Origin of the sequence: Streptomyces nidicola (assembly GCF_050106155.1) — a bacterium.
GTDB lineage: Bacteria > Actinomycetota > Actinomycetes > Streptomycetales > Streptomycetaceae > Streptomyces.
The window spans coordinates 6,343,438-6,359,602 of the sequence record NZ_JBNBPI010000001.1 but is presented as its reverse complement, the minus strand read 5'-3'; the positions used below and the strand labels follow the sequence as shown (position 1 = coordinate 6,359,602).

The 16,165-nt window shown below is 72.1% G+C and carries 16 protein-coding genes, 1 other RNA gene and 1 pseudogene; 9 read left to right on the top strand and 9 right to left on the bottom strand.

What is annotated here, in order from left to right:
- Positions 1–9 precede the first annotated feature (9 nt).
- Positions 10–1,419 carry an MFS transporter gene (locus ACOKM3_RS28710; RefSeq protein ID WP_426903909.1) on the bottom strand — a complete coding sequence of 470 codons (1,410 nt, stop codon included), beginning with the start codon at positions 1,417–1,419 and terminating at the stop codon, positions 10–12.
- A gap of 150 nt (positions 1,420–1,569) precedes the next feature.
- On the opposite strand from ACOKM3_RS28710, the gene ACOKM3_RS28705 reads away from it, so the two are divergent.
- Entirely contained in the window at positions 1,570–2,334 is a 765-nt protein-coding gene (locus tag ACOKM3_RS28705; protein ID WP_426903908.1) for a hypothetical protein, read from the top strand.
- Positions 2,335–2,356: 22 nt separating this feature from the next.
- Here the strand turns inward: ACOKM3_RS28705 and rnpB are convergent.
- Positions 2,357–2,765, bottom strand: an RNA gene (gene rnpB / locus ACOKM3_RS28700) — RNase P RNA component class A.
- 84 nt (positions 2,766–2,849) lie between these two features.
- Here rnpB and ACOKM3_RS28695 point away from each other — a divergent pair.
- Together ACOKM3_RS28695 and ACOKM3_RS28690 are read left to right on the top strand one after the other, a co-directional pair.
- Positions 2,850–3,614: a MerR family transcriptional regulator gene (locus ACOKM3_RS28695; RefSeq protein WP_426903907.1), complete on the top strand. Its 765-nt coding sequence runs from the start codon at positions 2,850–2,852 to the stop codon at positions 3,612–3,614.
- The gene (locus ACOKM3_RS28690; protein WP_426903906.1) at positions 3,611–4,222 is read left to right on the top strand and encodes a hypothetical protein; all 612 of its coding nucleotides are present in this window, start codon (positions 3,611–3,613) and stop codon (positions 4,220–4,222) included. Before ACOKM3_RS28695 ends, ACOKM3_RS28690 begins: the two co-directional genes overlap by 4 nt.
- On the opposite strand, the gene ACOKM3_RS28685 is transcribed toward ACOKM3_RS28690, so the two are convergent.
- Positions 4,209–5,651: an RNB domain-containing ribonuclease gene (locus ACOKM3_RS28685; protein ID WP_426903905.1), complete on the bottom strand. Its 1,443-nt coding sequence runs from the start codon at positions 5,649–5,651 to the stop codon at positions 4,209–4,211. The genes ACOKM3_RS28690 and ACOKM3_RS28685 overlap by 14 nt on opposite strands.
- Positions 5,652–5,750: 99 nt before the next feature.
- Here ACOKM3_RS28685 and yaaA point away from each other — a divergent pair, with 99 nt between their 5' ends.
- The gene (yaaA, locus tag ACOKM3_RS28680; RefSeq protein ID WP_426903904.1) at positions 5,751–6,542 is read left to right on the top strand and encodes a peroxide stress protein YaaA; all 792 of its coding nucleotides are present in this window, start codon (positions 5,751–5,753) and stop codon (positions 6,540–6,542) included.
- A gap of 106 nt (positions 6,543–6,648) precedes the next feature.
- Positions 6,649–7,302, top strand: coding sequence for a bifunctional 4-hydroxy-2-oxoglutarate aldolase/2-dehydro-3-deoxy-phosphogluconate aldolase (eda, locus tag ACOKM3_RS28675; RefSeq protein ID WP_426903903.1), 654 nt, complete (start codon positions 6,649–6,651; stop codon positions 7,300–7,302).
- A gap of 10 nt (positions 7,303–7,312) precedes the next feature.
- Here eda and ACOKM3_RS28670 read toward each other — a convergent pair.
- The 3 genes and pseudogenes from ACOKM3_RS28670 to ACOKM3_RS28660 all read right to left on the bottom strand — a co-directional run.
- Positions 7,313–7,951: pseudogene (locus ACOKM3_RS28670) on the bottom strand (histidine phosphatase family protein); the annotation flags it as partial.
- Positions 7,952–8,018: 67 nt separating this feature from the next.
- Positions 8,019–8,762 (bottom strand): zinc ribbon domain-containing protein, encoded by a 744-nt coding sequence (locus ACOKM3_RS28665; RefSeq protein ID WP_426906920.1) that lies wholly within the window; start codon positions 8,760–8,762, stop codon positions 8,019–8,021.
- Positions 8,759–9,619 carry a Nif3-like dinuclear metal center hexameric protein gene (locus tag ACOKM3_RS28660; RefSeq protein WP_426903902.1) on the bottom strand — a complete coding sequence of 287 codons (861 nt, stop codon included), beginning with the start codon at positions 9,617–9,619 and terminating at the stop codon, positions 8,759–8,761. Before ACOKM3_RS28660 ends, ACOKM3_RS28665 begins: the two co-directional genes overlap by 4 nt.
- Positions 9,620–9,820: 201 nt before the next feature.
- Between ACOKM3_RS28660 and ACOKM3_RS28655 the strand changes: the two genes are divergently transcribed.
- Positions 9,821–10,972 (top strand): hypothetical protein, encoded by a 1,152-nt coding sequence (locus ACOKM3_RS28655; RefSeq protein ID WP_426903901.1) that lies wholly within the window; start codon positions 9,821–9,823, stop codon positions 10,970–10,972.
- A gap of 55 nt (positions 10,973–11,027) precedes the next feature.
- Positions 11,028–11,198: a hypothetical protein gene (locus tag ACOKM3_RS28650; protein ID WP_426903900.1), complete on the top strand. Its 171-nt coding sequence runs from the start codon at positions 11,028–11,030 to the stop codon at positions 11,196–11,198.
- Between the two features lie 87 nt (positions 11,199–11,285).
- Here the strand turns inward: ACOKM3_RS28650 and ACOKM3_RS28645 are convergent, their stop codons facing one another.
- The 3 genes from ACOKM3_RS28645 to ACOKM3_RS28635 are packed head-to-tail and all read right to left on the bottom strand — an operon-like array spanning position 11,286 to position 14,238.
- Entirely contained in the window at positions 11,286–12,224 is a 939-nt protein-coding gene (locus tag ACOKM3_RS28645) for a 3-oxoacyl-ACP reductase (protein WP_426903899.1), read from the bottom strand.
- 46 nt (positions 12,225–12,270) lie between these two features.
- Complete coding sequence (locus tag ACOKM3_RS28640; RefSeq protein WP_426903898.1) at positions 12,271–13,347, bottom strand: Zn-dependent alcohol dehydrogenase; 1,077 nt, start codon at positions 13,345–13,347, stop codon at positions 12,271–12,273.
- A 36-nt stretch (positions 13,348–13,383) separates the two neighbouring features.
- A complete protein-coding gene (locus ACOKM3_RS28635) occupies positions 13,384–14,238 on the bottom strand; it encodes a MaoC/PaaZ C-terminal domain-containing protein (RefSeq protein ID WP_426903897.1) in 855 nt (284 codons plus the stop codon).
- Positions 14,239–14,499: 261 nt separating this feature from the next.
- Between ACOKM3_RS28635 and ACOKM3_RS28630 the strand changes: the two genes are divergently transcribed.
- Entirely contained in the window at positions 14,500–15,444 is a 945-nt protein-coding gene (locus ACOKM3_RS28630) for an ABC transporter ATP-binding protein (protein WP_426903896.1), read from the top strand.
- Positions 15,444–16,160, top strand: coding sequence for an ABC transporter permease (locus tag ACOKM3_RS28625; protein ID WP_426903895.1), 717 nt, complete (start codon positions 15,444–15,446; stop codon positions 16,158–16,160). The genes ACOKM3_RS28630 and ACOKM3_RS28625 overlap by 1 nt, the downstream gene beginning before the upstream one ends.
- The last annotated feature ends 5 nt before the right edge of the window (positions 16,161–16,165 follow it).

The following is a 16,165-nucleotide window of genomic DNA, read 5'->3' as shown; positions in this document are numbered from 1 at the left end:
GCACTGCCGTCAGATCGACTCCAGGCTCCGCCCCGTCGTCCGCGGCCCCAGGATCCGTACGTTCAGGCACAGGATCAGCATCAGCACACCGGACCCGATGAACACCGCGTCCGCGCCCAGGTCCTCGAGCACGTCGATCGCGATGAACGGCAGCACGACCGAGGTGAGCCGGGACAGCGAGTAGGCGATGCCGATGGCGCTGGAGCGCATGCCCGTCGGGAAGATCTCCGTCTGGTAGACGTGGAAGGCGTTCGAGAAGACGTTGCTGCTGACGGTGAGCAGGAAGCCCGCGCCGACGATCAGCCAGGACGCCTCCGCGAACCCGAAGACCAGGCCGAACGCGGCGATCCCGAGCGCCGACAGGATGATGAGCGTACGCCGCTCGATCCGGTCGATCAGCGGCACGGACAGCGCCGAGCCCACCGGGTAGCCGAGGTAGCTGAGGGCCGCGTACGAGAGCGACTCCGTGACGGTGTGCCCCTTGGCCTGGAGGACGACGGGGGCCAGCGACCCGAAGCCGTAGTAGCCGACGGTCTGCAGGATCTGGAAGATCCACCACATGACGGTGCGGCGCGCGTACGGGGCCTTGAACATCTGGCCCAGCGGGACCTTCTGGCCGGCCGGTTCCTGAGCCTCGGCGCGCGGGGCCGGCACAGCAGGGTCAGCCGCCTCCGCGGTGACACCCACCCGCTCCTCGATGTCCCGCACGACCGCGTCCGCCTCGGCCGTCCGCCCCCGCGAGGCCAGCCAGCGTGGCGACTCCGGCAGCCGGGTCCGCAGGAGCTGGATGAACGCGGCGCCGAGCGCGCCCGCGACGAGCAGCCAGCGCCAGCCGTCGATGCCGAACAGCTCGTGCTTGGCGACGAGCCGCGCACCGAGCAGCGCGGCGACGGGCACGCCGACGAAGCCGAGGGTGTAGGCCCAGGCGATGTAGCGCCCGCGCACCTTGCGCGGCAGGAATTCCGCCAAGTACGTGTCGACGAGGACCAGTTCGGCGCCGAGGCCGAGCCCGGCGAGGAAGCGGAGCACGGAGAGCTGGGTGGCGTCCTGCGCGAAGGCGCACGCCAGCGAGAACAGCGAGTACATCCCCAGGTTGACCAGGAACATCTTGCGCCGCCCGAACCGGTCGGCGAGCACGGACAGCACGTTCGCGCCGACGAACATGCCGAGGAACCCGGAGGCGATCAGCCACGACTTCTCGGTGCCGGACAGCTGCCAGGACTCGGCGAGCGCGGCGGCGAGCACGCCACCGAGGAACACCTCGTAGAGGTCGAAGAAGGCACCGATGCCGACGATCGCGGTCAGTCGGCGGTGCCAGGGCCCTACGGGCAGCCGGTCGAGCCTGCCGACCGGGTCCGTGCTGTCGATGTCGTTCGTGTCCGGGGTTGCGGCAGCACCCGTGACGCCCTGCTCACTCATGCTCACAGACGCTAGCTGTAAGCGGCACGTAAATGAAGAGGCAATTCCGCCTCTCCGCACCTTCCTCACCTGCGCATACGCCCCGCATCTCTTTACACAGCCATTACTCGCATACTGGATATAACCCCTATCCACTTGAAAGGCGGACTCATGCCCACGGACGCCGACACGGCCGAACCGGACACAGCCCTGGAAGTGGGCGAGTGGACCACGCTCGACAGCGGCCTCGCCGTGACGATCGACGAGATAGAAACCTTCGCGCCCACCTATCTGGACCGGGACCACGAGGACGGCGACACGTACGTCCGCTTCACGGTCCGCGTGAAGAACATGGCCCCTGGTGTGCGCCGCGCCATGCGTGCGCACCACGCCGAGCACCCGCGCCGCGCGCCGCGCAGGGGCTACTCCAGCGAGGCCGCGCACACGAGGGCGGTCGAGCAGCACACCAAGGAGCACTCCGACGCGCTGCGCCGCGCGAAGGGCGGCGTGCGGATGCGGCTCACCGCCCGCGTCCAGGTGTGGGCGGGCGACACCCGGGCCGTCCGCACGTACGACGCCGACCAGGACATCCTCGCCGGCCTGCACACCGAGCTGCGCCGACGCCGCACCGGCACCACGACCTACGCCTTCCGCGTCCCGGCGGCGGACCTGGACGACCTGCGCATCCGCCTGAGCCCCGCGGTGAACGGTGTGACCCGCGAGTCCGCCGAGTGGACGGCGTCCCTCACGGCCCCGCCGGAGGACCTCCTCGACGACTCCCTGATACGGGAGCCCGTGGAACAGACGCCCACCGAGTCCGCCACGGACGAGGACCACGAGGCGGAGCACGCCCCGAAGAAGCGCAAGCAGCGCCGCCAGGAGAAGCGGGACCACCGCCGTCAGCAGATCCGCTCCACGCACGGCGCGGCGCTCTGACCATGGCCGGAGGTGTGAGCGGCAGACGAGTCGGGCTGTACGCCGGGTTCTGTCACCCGAGGTCCTCGCGGGCCTCGGGGCGACGGCCATCCATCTAGGACCGGCGTTGCCACCGGCCTCCTGCGGTCCACCCGCGAACATCGGGCGGGCAGCCCTCGATCGTCCGCGCAGAACCGTCTCCGAAGAGGCGGTCCCTCTTGACCTTGCTCCAGGTGGGGTTTACCTAGCCGCCTGAGTCACCTCAGGCGCTGGTGGTCTCTTACACCACCGTTTCACCCTTACCGAGGGCCTTGCGGTCCCCGGCGGTCTGTTTTCTGTGGCACTGTCCCGCGGGTCACCCCGGGTGGCCGTTAGCCACCACCTTGCCCTGTGGAGCCCGGACGTTCCTCGGGAGGTTCCGAAGAACCCCACGCGGCCGTCCGCCCGGCTCGTCTGCCGTGCGGCCATCCTACCCGGCGGCGCGGAGGGCCCCGTCCGCTTGACCCTGCCGTAGCGTCAACGTTTCTACTGAGGTCATGCGGATCGGAGAGCTGGCCCGGATCGTCGGTGTCACCACACGCGCCATCAGGCACTATCACCACCTCGGACTGCTGCCCGAACCCGAACGGCTCGGCAATGGGTACCGGGAGTACGGGCTGCGGCACGCCATCGAGCTCGCCCGGATCCGGCGGCTGACCGAGCTGGGGCTCGGGCTGCCCGAGGTGCGGGACGTGCTCGCGGAGGACGCGGGGCGCGACCTCGTCGAGGTGCTGGCCGAGCTGGACGCCGATCTGGCCCGGCAGGAGGCCGCCATCCATGCGCGGCGGGAGCGGTTGCGGGCCCTGTTGTCCGACGCCGAGCGGGGGCGGCTGCCCGCCGATGGGCCGCTGTCCCCCGAACTGAGCGCCTTCTTCGGCGAGTTGGAGGGCGATCTGCTCGACTCGCCGATGGCCGCGAAGGACCGCGAGGTACTCGCCCTCATCGACACGGCGGCGCCGCCCGAGGACCGCGAGCGGCTGATGTCGGTGCTGCTGCCCGCCCTCTCCGGCCCCGACGCCCTCGCGGCCGCCCGGGACGTGTACGCGCGGCTCGACGCGCTCGCCGACGCCCCGGCGGACGGCCCCCGGGTGGCCGAGGCGGCGCGGGCGCTGGCCGCGTGCGTGCCGCCGGACCTGCCGGCCGGCGAGGCCCTCGGGGACGGGAAGGCGCTGCTCGACACCTTCCTCGCCGACTTCTCCCCCGCCCAGGCCGAGGCCGTCCGGAGTGCGCTGCGGATGGCCGCAGAGGGCGGTGCGCCGTGACAGCGCCCCGGACGCCGCTGCTCGTCCTCGCCACGGTCCGCCGGATCGCCGGGCACGAACTGCGGGTGTTCGCCGGCCTCGGGCGGTGGGTGGCGCGGCGGCAGCACGGGGTTCCGGACGGGGCGAGCGCCTTTCCGTACGCGCGTGGCCAGGCCGTGATGATGTACGGCATCACGTTCGTGTGCGTCGTCGAGTCCGTCGGGATGTGGGCGCTGCTGCGCGACTGGCCCACGCTCCACCACGTCGTCCTGGTCCTCGACGTCTACACGGTGCTGATGGTCCTCGGACTGCACGCGGCGTCCGTGACCCGGCCGCACGTGGTCACCGATGACGCGATACGGGTGCGTCGCGCCGTCCACGTGGATCTGCGGATACCGCTGGAGCGGATCGCCTCGGTGCGCCGCGAGAACAAGTACACGCACACGCCGCGCGAGGGCGAGCTGAATCTGGATGTCGGCGCGCAGACCAGTGTCATTATTGAACTCGCCTCCCCGGTACGGCATTTCACGTTTCTCGGGCGGCCGCGGGACATCCATCTGGTGCGGTTGCACGCGGAGGATCCCGACCGGCTCGCGCGCACCCTGGAGCAGCGGCTCACGCCGGCGTGAACAGCACCTTCGCCGAGCCCGGGTCCGCCTGCGTGAGCCGGACCCGCAGCCGCTCCCCCAGCGGCAGCGCGGCCGTGCCGCCCTCGACCCGGGCGACGACGGCCGGCTCGGTCAACTGCACGGTCCCGGCGGCCGGTTCACGGTCCTTCACGTCCACCACCACCGCGTCGAAGAGCTCGCCGACCCGGTGCCGCAGGAGCGCCGCCTCGACGATGTCGACGCACTCGCGCTCCACGGTGTTCGCTCGCCGGGTACCGTCCGCCATCTCCTTCGGGAGCGCGTCCAGAGCCGTCAACACCCATTCGGGAACGCCCCGTTCGGCGCACGCGGCCAGGCACAGCTCCGACGCGTAGCGGTCGACGAGGCGGCGCAGCGGGGCCGTGCAGTGGGTGTAGGGCGCGGCGACGGCGGCGTGCGTGCTGAGTTCGGGTACGTCGCCGCCGCGGAAGGCCGTGTAGCCCGCACCGCGCAGCAGCGTCGTGCACTCCTGGAGGAACGCGGCGTGGTGCGGGACCCGCGGGTCGAGGGAGCGGACGAGGTCGGAGTAGGGGACGTGGTGCGGCCACTCGATGTGCAGCGCGTGCGCGGTGCGGCGCAGCCGGCCCACCGCGCCGTCGGGGGCGGCGGGCAGGGTGCGCAGGATGCCGGTACCGGCCGCGAGCATCAGATCGGCGGCGGCCATGCCGGTGAGCAGGGAGATCTGGGCGTTCCACGAGTCGGCTGGCAGCGGGGCCCGGTAGGCGAGTTCGTACGCGGTGTCGCTCGCGACGATCTCCTGCTCGGGAACGTCGAGCGAGATGCCGCCGCGCTCGACCTCCAGCTGTTCGCGCAGCGACCCGATGTCCTTGAGCAGGGCGACCGGCTCCTCGGCGGTCCCGTCGTCGATGGCCTTCTGTACGCCCGCGTAGTCGAGCTTTGCGCGGCTGCGGACGAGGGCGCGGACGACGTCGGTGGACTCGGCGCGCCCGTCGGCGTCCAGGTCGATGGTCCACAGGACGGCCGGGCAGGTCTGGTCGGGCAGCAGGCTGGCGGCGCCCTCGCTGAGCACGGTGGGGTGCAGCGGGACCTTCTCGTCGGGGAAGTAGAGGGTGGTGACGCGGCGGTGCGCCTCGGCGTCGAGCGCGCCGCCGGGTGCGACGTAGGCGGCGACGTCGGCGATCGCGTACCGCACGCGGTAGCCGCCGGGGCGCCGGGACAGGTGCATGGCCTGGTCGAGATCGGTGGACGTCGGCGGGTCGATGGTGAAGAACGGGATCGCCGTCTCGTCACGGTCCGGCAGCCACGGCGGATCGGCAGCGACACGCTCCGCTTCCGCGACGACCTCGGCCGGGAATTCCTCGGGCACCTCCAGCTTCGTACGCAGTTCGCGCAGCACGGCACCGAGCGGCTCCCGTGCCGCGCCGGTCACTCGCAAGTGGCGGCGGGGCATGCGTCGAGCGTAGAAGCCGGTGGCGGGGTTGGCACGCCGTAGGGCCGTAGGCTGGGGCCTCGATCGACCGTTGTTCCGTACGTGCTTGAGGAGTGCCCCGTGCTTGTGCTGTTGCCGCCGTCGGAGGGTAAGGCCGCTTCCGGACGCGGGGCGCCGCTGAAGCTGGAGGCGCTCTCGCTGCCGGGGCTCACCGAGGCGCGGGCGGCCGTCCTGGACGAGCTGGTGGAGCTGTGCGGCGCCGACGAGGAGAAGGCGCGCGAGGTGCTCGGCCTGAGCGAGGGGCTGCGCGGCGAGATCGCCAAGAACACGGAGCTGCGCACGGCGGGCGCGCGCCCGGCCGGCGAGATCTACACGGGCGTCCTGTACGACGCCCTGGACCTGGCCTCCCTCGACGCGGCAGCCAAGAAGCGGGCGGCGAAGTCGCTCCTCGTGTTCTCCGGGCTGTGGGGCGCGGTCGGCGTCACCGACAGGATCCCCTCCTACCGGTGCTCGATGGGCGTGAAGCTGCCGGGCCTCGGCGCGCTCGGGGCGTACTGGCGCGGGCCGATGGCCGAGGTGATGCCGGAGGCCGCCGGGGACGGGCTCGTCCTGGACCTCCGCTCCTCGGCGTACGCGAGCGCGTGGAAGCCGAAGGCCTCGGACGGCACGGTCGCCAAGCGGACGGCGACGGTGCGCGTGCTGCACGCGCCGACCCGCAAGGTCGTCTCCCACTTCAACAAGGCGACGAAGGGGCGGATCGTCCGGTCGCTGCTGATGGCGGGGGCCGCGCCGGCCGGACCCGCCGAGCTCGTCGACGTACTGCGCGACCTCGGTTACGACGTGGAGGTCGAGGAGCCCGCGAAGGCCGGGCGGCCCTGGAACCTGGACGTGCTGGTGGACGAGATCCACTGAGACCCGGCGGGCGGCCCATTGATTGCGGCAAGACCCAGCAACCCGCTTATTGCAGCATGCGCAACGCCCTTTGCGCATGCTGCTGCGGGCGGGGCAGGATGGCCCCATGACCTCCTCCTCTGACGCCGCCGCCACCTCGGCCGCCTCCGCCTCCGTGCTGGATCTCGCCCCCGTCGTCCCCGTCGTCGTGGTGGAGGACATCGCCGACGCGGTGCCGCTCGCGCGGGCGCTCGTCGCGGGCGGCCTGCCCGCCATCGAGGTGACCCTGCGCACGCCCGCCGCGCTCGACGCGATCAAGGCGATCGCCGCGGAGGTCCCGGACGCCGTCGTGGGCGCGGGCACCGTGATCAACCCCGCGAACGTCGCCGACTCGGTGGCCGCGGGCGCCCGCTTCCTGGTCAGCCCCGGCTGGACGGAGGCGCTGCTCGACGCGATGAAGGGGTCCGGCGTGCCGTTCCTGCCCGGCGTCTCCACGACGTCGGAGGTCGTGGCGCTGCTGGAGCGCGGCGTGCAGGAGATGAAGTTCTTCCCGGCGGAGGCCGCGGGCGGCACCGCGTACCTGAAGTCGCTGGCGGGCCCGCTGCCGCAGGCCCGCTTCTGCCCCACGGGCGGCGTCTCCCCCGCCAACGCGCCCGGCTACCTGGCGCTGAAGAACGTCGGCTGCGTGGGCGGCAGTTGGATGCTCCCGGCCGACGCGATCGCGGCGAAGGACTGGGGCCGGGTGGAGGCCCTGGCCCGCGAGGCGGCGTCGCTGCGCTGAGCGCTTACGACTACGACCCGAGGTGCGCTGTCTCGTTGAGGCAGCGCACGCTCGCGTTCCCGTCCGCGTAGTACGCGACCGTGGTCAGGGACGCCGCCGCGAGCTCCATGCGGAACATCGCCTCGGCGGGCGCGCCGAGCGCGAGCCGCACCAGCGTCTTGATCGGCGTCACATGGCTGACCAGCAGCGCGGTGCGCCCCCGGTACGCGGCGGTCAGCCGGTCCCGCGCCTCGGCGACCCGCTCCGCGACCTCGGCGAAACTCTCGCCGCCACCGGTCGGGGCGGCGTCGGGCGAGGCGAGCCAGGCGTTCAGGTCGTCCGGGTAGCGGGCGCCGGCCTCCTTGAACGTGAGCCCCTCCCACGCCCCGAAGTGCGTCTCGCGCAGCCCCTCGTCGACCTGTACGTCGAGCCCGAGCCGCGCGGCGGCGACCTCGGCGGTCTGGCGGCAGCGGGCGAGCGGTGAGGCCACGACCACGTCGACGTCACCGCGGGCGGCCAGGGCGTCGGCGGCCCGCTCGGCCTGCCGCCGCCCGACCTCCGACAGCTCGGGGTCCCCGCCCCCGCTCCCGGAGAACCGCTTCTCGGGGGTCAGCGCGGTCTCTCCGTGCCGCAGCAGCACGAACGTGGCGGGCGGGCTGAGGTCAGGTTTATTAAGCCCCTGCGGCGATTGAGCAGCGGGGCCCGGGGCAGAGCCCCGCGACCGCAACGCCATCCGCCTACAGCCCCGACTCCGACGTACGCACCAGAATCCGCCGACAGTTCTCACACCGCACCACGGCATCCGCGGCCGCCGCCCGGACCTCGTTCAGCTCCGTGATGTTGAGCTCGAGCCGGCACCCCTCACAGCGCCGCTGGAACAGCTTCGCCGCACCGACGCCGCCCTCCTTCTCGCGGAGCTTGTCGTACAGCTTCAGCAGGTCCGCCGGGATCGACCCGGCGACGACCTCACGCTCCTTGGTGGCGGCGGAGATGTCGGCGTCGAGGACGGCGGCCGCCTCGTCGCGCCGCGCGGTCGCGTCGTCGACCTTGGCCTGCACCGAGGAGAGCCGCTCGGCCAGCTCACCCGCGCGCTCCTGCGCGGACTCACGGCGCTCCATGACCTCGAGGACGACGTCCTCCAGGTCACCCTGGCGCTTGGCGAGCGAGGCGATCTCGCGCTGCAGGTTCTCCAGGTCCTTGGGGGACGTGACCGCGCCGGAGTCGAGGCGCTTCTGGTCGCGGGCGGCACGCTGGCGGACCTGGTCGACGTCCTGCTCGGCCTTGGTCTGCTCGCGGGCGCAGTCGCTCTCCTCGGTCGTCGCGGCGACATGCAGGTCGCGCAGCTGCGTGAGGTCCTTGGTCAGCGACTCGATCTCGGCGTGCTCCGGCAGCGACCGCTTCTTGTGCGCGAGCTGCTGGAGGCGGGTGTCCAGGTCCTGGAGGTCCAGGAGACGGATCTGGTCGGCGGGCGCGGCGTTCAGTTGGGGGCTCCAAAAGTAGATAGAGATTCGGGGTTGGAAGCCGCGTGGGCGGTCCAGGGATCGGTGACCGTGTTCGAGACGTGGACCCGCAGGCCCCATCCCTCGCGGTCGGAGATCTCGTCGAGCTGAGCTGCGGCCAGCTCGCACCAGGGCCACTCGGTGGCCCAGTGCGCCGCGTCGAGCAGCGCGAGAGGCGTGGTTTCGCGGGCCTCGCTCACCGGGTGGTGGCGCAGGTCCGCGGTGAGGAAGGCGTCGACGCCCGCGGCACGCACCTCGTCGAAGAGGCTGTCGCCGGAGCCACCGCTCACGGCGATCGTACGCACGGTCGCGTCGAGGTCCCCCGCGACGCGGATGCCCTGCGCGGTGGCCGGCAGCCGGTCGGCGGCGCGGCCCGCGAGCTCGCGCAGCGTCAGCGGGTGCTCGAGCTCGCAGACCCGGCCGAGGCCGCGGCGGCCCGCGGGGTCGGTGGGGTCCGGGACCAGCGGGCGTACGACGCGGACGTCGAGGGCGCCCGCGAGTGCGTCGGAGACGCCGGGGTCGGCCTTGTCGGCGTTGGTGTGCGCGACGTGCAGCGCGATGTCGTTCTTGATCAGCGTGTGGACGGCGCGGCCCTTGAACGTGGAGGCCGCCACCGTCGTCGTACCGCGCAGGTAGAGCGGGTGGTGCGTGACCAGCAGGTCCGCGCCCAGCTTCACCGCCTCGTCGACGATCTCCTGGACCGGGTCGACGGCGAACAGGACCCGGCCGACCTCGGCGTCCGGGTCGCCGGCGACCGTGCCGACCGCGTCCCATCCCTCGGCGAGGGCCGGGGGCCAGAGGGCTTCGAGCGCGGTGGTTACTTCAGACAGACGGGGCACGCAGACAGGTTACCCGCGCCGCCCGCCCCACCCCCAAGTCCGGCCGGTTCCGGAAGAAGGGAGCAGGAGAGCACACGGGACTCACGGTTCACAGCCAATTCGGGGCATGGCCCACCTTTCGTGTGAAACGGCGGGCGCGAGGTGCCACGGAGGTTCGTGCGAAAACTAGCGTCGGCCCGAACAAGCGGAGGTGACTGATCCATGACGGCCCTGGCCACCGAACCCACGCCGGAGACTCGGGCACGACCGCCGCACACCGGATGTGTGCTCACGATGGACGCGACGTACGCGGCACGCCTCGCGCGGCACGACGCGAGCCCCGACTCATGGTTTCCCGAGCGCTGGACCCTGGACGGACCCGAGCCGTACGCGGTCCCGCTGCCCGGCCCCCAGCCGGAGGAGCCCGGCACCGCCGTGCTGCCCCTGACCGACGGCCGGGTGCTGATCCACCGCGCCGGCGCCGGGCGCCAGATGTTCTCGCTGCTCTACCCGACGGGCCCCGGCACGGGCGAGGTGCCGCTCGGGGCCGTGGAGTGCGAGGAGCTGACCCTGCTGCCGCCCGCGCCCGACGGGCGGTGCGCCTACGCGCTGGCGGCCGGCGAGGAGTCGACCGCGGTGTGGCAGGTGGCGGGCGCCGGCTTCGGGCCCGAGCTGCTCGCCGAGGTGCCGGGGCGCTGCTCGGGCGGCGTCTGGCTGTCCCGCGAGGCCCGGCTGCTCGCGCTCGACCGCGCACCGTCGGAGGCGGACGGCGGCGGCCCGGTGAAGACGGTCGTGGTGGATCTGGACCGGGGCGGCGAGGTCTCCCCGCTCCTCCAGATCGCCGAGGACAGCGAGGACCGGCTGCTCCTCGCCGATCTCGACAGCGGCCTGATCCTGCTCCGTTCGGACGCCCCGACGCCGGGTGAACTCCGCCTCGGCTGGGGCGTGTTGGGCAGTACGCTGCCGATCCGCTTCCCGGAGTCGCTGCGTCTCGCCGACTGCGAGCTGACGCCGTTCGCCATCCAGCCCGGCCAGTCGCTGATGCCGGAGGGCTGCGCGGTGGCGCTGCACGTGGCGAGCGCGGAGGGCGGCTCCCCGTGGCTCGGCCTGTGGCGGCCCGCGGAGGGCCGGATGCACCAGGTGGCGGCGCCGGCCGGATGGCTCGCGGGCAGCGGCTTCTTCGCGCGCGACGGGGAGCTCTCCCTCCCCTGCGTCACCGAGGACGTGCCGTGCGGCCTCGCGCGGATCCCCGCACCCGAACCCGCCGCGCGGCAGCGGGAACCGAAGGAGGAATCCGCACCGCCGGAGCCCGCCGCGACACGCCCCGTCCCACTGGCGCAGGCACCCCTCGGTGGCCGTACCACGGACCGTTAGACTCGCCCGGCTGCAACTGAAGGATCTTGTACGTGTTTACGGGGTGAATGTTCCGATGGCGGAAGGCAACGGCACGGATGTCGAGTTCGACTCGGAGGCCGCGCGCCATGCGCGGGGCGGCTCGGGTCGGCACCGCGGCGAGGTGTCCTCGCCGCCCACGGCGGGCGGCGACCAGGAGTCGAGGCCGCGCGGGCGGCATCGTGGGCCGCGCGCCGATGAGGCGTAACGCTCCACACTCGATGTGAGGAAACGTATCTCTGAGGGGCCCGGCGGAAGCCGGGCCCCTCAGTGGCGTGTCCGGCTTCCGCCGGGCTCAGCCGTGCTTGAGGCCGAGCACCTCGGCGGCCGCGAACGTCTCGTTCGGGGGCCGGTCCTTGTAGTGCGGCGTGAGCACCGCGTCGAGTTCCTCGTACGTGAACGCGTCCTTGGCCGTGTCGAACTTCGCCTGCACCCTGGGCCGGTCGACGACGGCGACCATGCCGCCGTGCACCACGAGCAGTTGGCCGTTGACGTTCCCTGCGGCGGGCGAGGCGAGGTAGCCGACGAGCGGGGCGACGTGTTCGGGCGCGAGCGGGTCGAGCCCGTCCTCCGGCTCGGCGAACCCGGCGAAGACGTCCTCCGTCATACGGGTACGGGCCCTGGGGCAGATGACGTTGGCGGTGACGCCGTACTTGGCGAGGGCGAGCGCGGTGGAGGTGGTGAGCCCCACGATGCCGCCCTTCGCGGCGGCGTAGTTGGGCTGGCCGGCCGAGCCCGCGAGGAACGCCTCGGACGAGGTGTTGATGATGCGCCCGTACACGGGACCGCCGGCCGCCTTCGAGGCCTCGCGCCAGTGGCGGGCCGCGAAGTGGCTGGTGTTGTAGTGCCCCTTGAGGTGGACGTGGATGACCGAGTCCCACTCCTGCTCGGTCATCGAGAAGATCATGCGGTCGCGCAGGATGCCGGCGTTGTTGACGAGGATGTCGAGTTGGCCGTACGTGTCGATCGCCAACTGGACGAGCTCCTGGGCCTGTTGGTGATCGGCCACGTCACCGGTGTGCGCGGTGGCGGTGCCGCCCGCGGCCTCGATCTCGGCGACGACCTGTTCGGCGGGGCCGGCGGCGGCGTCACCGGAGCCGTCCCGGCTGGGCTGGCCGAAGTCGTTGACGACGACGTTGGCGCCGAGGCGGGCGAGTTCGAGGGCCTCGGCACGACCGAGGCCGCGCCCGGCTCCGGTCACGATGGCCGTGCGGCCGTTGAGCGGCGTTGACATACGTTCGGCTTCCTCTCGAATCTTTGAGCCGCGACAGTGCTGGTGGCTACAGCTCGATGCACGTCCGCAGCGCGGAGCCCGTCCGCATCTGGTCGAGCGCCTCGTTGATCTCCGCCAGCGGCACCCGGTGCGTGATCAGCGACTCCAGGTCGATCCGCCCCGCCCGCCACAGCGCGATCGCCCGCTCGTAGGACTGGAGCACATCCCCGCCCCCGTACATCGACGGCAGGATCTTCTTCTCGTCGAAGAACAGCTCGAACATGTTGAGTTGAAGGAAGTCGTCCATGGCGCCGGCGCCGACGACGCAGAGCGTGCCGCCGCGCCGCGTCGTCTCGTACGCCGTGCGGGCGGTGGCGGACTTGCCGACGACCTCGAAGACGTAGTCGAAGCCCTCGCCGCCGGTGATGTTCTGCTTGGCATCGGCCAGCTCGTCGGGCGAAATCGCCTTCGTCGCACCGAACTTGAGGGCCGCCTCGCGCCGCGACCCGACCGGGTCGACGGCGACGATCTCCGCCGCGCCCTTGAGCCGCGCGCCCTGGATCGCGGAGATGCCGACGCCGCCGCAGCCGATGACCGCGACGGACGAACCCGCCGCCACATCAGCGGTGTTGATCGCGGCGCCGAGCCCGGTGGTGACGCCGCAGCCGATGAGCGCCGCGATGTCGAAGGGCACGTCGTCGGGGATCGGCACGGCGCAGGCCGCGTTGACCACGACCTCCTCGGTGAACGTACCGGTCCCGGCGAAGCCGAAGACGTCTCCGCCGGGGCGCTTGAAGTTGGGGGTGCCCGCGTTCATGAATCCGGCGAGACAGAGCTCGGTCTGGCCGCGCTTGCAGGCGGGACAGGTGCCGCAGGCGGGCAGCCAGCACATCAGGACCCGCTGGCCGGGGGCGAGGTTCGTGACGCCGTCACCGACGTCGATGACCTCGCCCGCGCCCTCGTGTCCCGGGATGAACGGGGCCGGCTGCGGCAGCACCCCGTTCATCGCGGAGACGTCGGAGTGGCACAGACCCGTGGCGCGCAGCCGGACCCGCACCTTGCCCGGCCCGAAGCCGACCGTCTCGACGTCGTCGAACACCTCGAGTTTGTCCTGGCCTATCTCCTGCAGTACGGCTGCTCGCATGGCGTGCGGCTCCTTCGTACGTCGTTGTACCGGTGGTCAGTTGTGCTCGACGAGCGTGTCCGCGAGCACCGGGGCGTCCTCGCGTTCCACGGCCGTGGCCGTCACCTGCACCCGGCCCGGCTGCTCCCACATGCGGATGCGCAGCGTCTCGCCCGGGAAGACGATCCCGGCGAAGCGGGTGCTGTAGCGGGTGATGCGGGAGACGTCGCCGCCGAGTGCCGTGTCCGCGACCGCCTTCAGCGTCATTCCGTAACTGCACAGGCCGTGCAGGATCGGCTTGTCGAAGCCGGCCAGCTTGGCGAACTCCGGGTCGGCGTGCAGCGGGTTCCAGTCGCCGGAGAGGCGGTAGAGGAGGGCCTGGTCCTCGCGGATGGTCCGCTCGACGGTGCGGTCGGGGGCGCGCTCGGGGACGTCGAGGCGTGCGGAGGGCCCGCGGTCACCGCCGAATCCGCCCTCCCCCCGTACGAAGATCTGCGAGTCGCTGGTCCACAACGGGCCGTCCGCGTCGGTGACTTCGCTGCGCAGGACGAGCACGGCCGCCTTCGTCTTGTCGTAGACGGCGGCGACCCGCGAGGTGGTCGTGGCCTTTCCCTTGACCGGGATGGGGCGGTGCAGCTCGATGGTCTGGCCGCCGTGCAGCACGTGGGCGAGGTTCACGTCGATACCGGGCGCGGAGAGGCCGCCGACCACGCCCATGCCGGCGCCCGCGACGGTCGCGAAGCTCGGCAGGACGTGCAGCTTCGACTCAAGGGTGTAGCGCAGCTCGTCGGGGTCGGTGGCGGGGATGCCGGCGCCGAGGCCCAGGTGGTAGAGCTGGATGTCCTTGTGGTCCCAGGTGATCTCGGCGGACCTGGGCTCGGCGGCTACGGCCTTCGCGGCGTCGATGGGCATAGAGGCAAACGCTCCTAAGGCTGGTCAAGACCTCGGTGCGACCGTCCGCACCGTCGGCCGCACCGAGGTCGTCACGGGCCGGGTAGAACCTGTTCCAATTCACCCGGCGACCTCATGTATAACCAAGAGCGCATGGCTTGGGAAGAGCCCCGGAAGGCATTTCTGACGGAACGTCAGACAGACGGTTGTGACATTTGTACCGGCAAGGTGCGGACAACCGCATCTGCCGCCGGGCGCTCCGCGCCCCGTAGCTTCAGGGCCATGAAGACGAAGACGACAGACGCGGCACCGGCCCCGGCCGTGTCGCTCACGGGGGCTGTCAGGGCATTCGGGGACGTCCGCGCGGTCGACGGGCTCGACCTGGAGATCACTCCGGGCGAGACCGTGGCGCTGCTCGGCCGCAACGGCGCGGGCAAGTCCACCGCCATCGGGCTGCTGCTCGGCCTGGACGAGCCGGACGAGGGACGCGTGGAGCTGTTCGGCACGGCGCCGACGGCCGCCGTACGGGACGGGCGGGTCGGCGCCATGCTGCAGGAGGGGCGGGGTGTCGCCCGGGTGACCGTCGGCGAGCTGGTCGGCTTCGTGGCCGGGCGGTATCCGAAACCCATGGACGTACGGGAAGCGCTGCGGCTCGCCGGGATCGAGGAGCTGGCGGGGCGGCGCGTGGACAAGCTGTCGGGCGGCCAGACGCAGCGGGTGCGGTTCGCCGTGGCGCTCGCCGGGAACCCCGCGCTGCTCGTGCTCGACGAGCCGACGGCCGCGCTCGACGTCGAGGCCAGACACGCGTTCTGGGCGTCGATGCGGGCGTACGCGAAGCGCGGGCACACGGTGCTGTTCTCCACGCACTACCTGGAGGAGGCCGACGCCAACGCCGACCGGATCGTGGTGATCGACCACGGCCGGGTCGTCGCCGACGGCACCGGGGAGGAACTGCGCAGGGCGGGCGGCGGCAGTACGGTCTCCTTCGACCTGGCCGGGCGCGGCACGGAGGGCCTCGCGCTGCTGCCGGGCGTGACGGCGGTGGAGGTGCGCGGGGACCGGGCCCTGCTGCGCAGTGAGGACTCGGACGCCACGGTGCTGGCGCTGGCCGCGCTGGACGCCGTACGGAACCTGGCAGTGCAGCCCGCGTCCCTCGACGACGCGTTCATGGCACTGACCGCCGCCCGCGCCGACCTGGACGGCCTCGACGACCTGGAGCGTGTGTGATGGGTGACTACCTGCGGCTCGAAATACGGCGCACGCTGCGCGACGGGCGGTTCGTGGTCGGCACGATCGCGATGCCGGTGATGATGTATCTGCTGTTCACCAACATCGGCGACAACGCCGGGAGTTGGAGGACGGCCTCGATGATCGGCATGGCCGCGTACGGGGCGCTCGGCGCGGCCATGAACACCGCGGGAGGCGTCGCGGAGGACCGGGCGGTCGGCTGGCTGCGGCAGCTGCGGGTGACGCCGATGGCGCCGCGCGAGGTCGTCATCGGGCGGGCGCTGACCGGCGCGGTGACCGTGCTGCCCGCGATCGCCGCCGTGCTGCTCTCGGGCGCGCTCGTGAACGGCGTACGGCTCGACGCCTGGAAGTGGCCGGCCATCGCGGTGCTGCTGTGGCTGGGCTCGCTGCCCTTCACGATGCTCGGCCTCGGCAACGGCTACCGGATGACCTCGCAGGCCATGGGCGGCGTCAACATGCTCTGTTACCTGGGGCTCGCGGTCCTCGGCGGACTGTGGTTCCCGGTGACGCTGTTCCCCGACTGGCTCCAGAAGGTCTCCTCCTTCACCCCCACCAACCGGTTCGCGCAGCTCGGCACGGCGGTCGCCGACGGACACGCGCCGACACTCGCGGCCCTCGCGGTGCTGATCGCCTGGCTGCTGGCCTTCGGTTCCTACGCCGTGGTCTCGTACCGCAGGGCCGCCCGCACCATCTGAAGCAA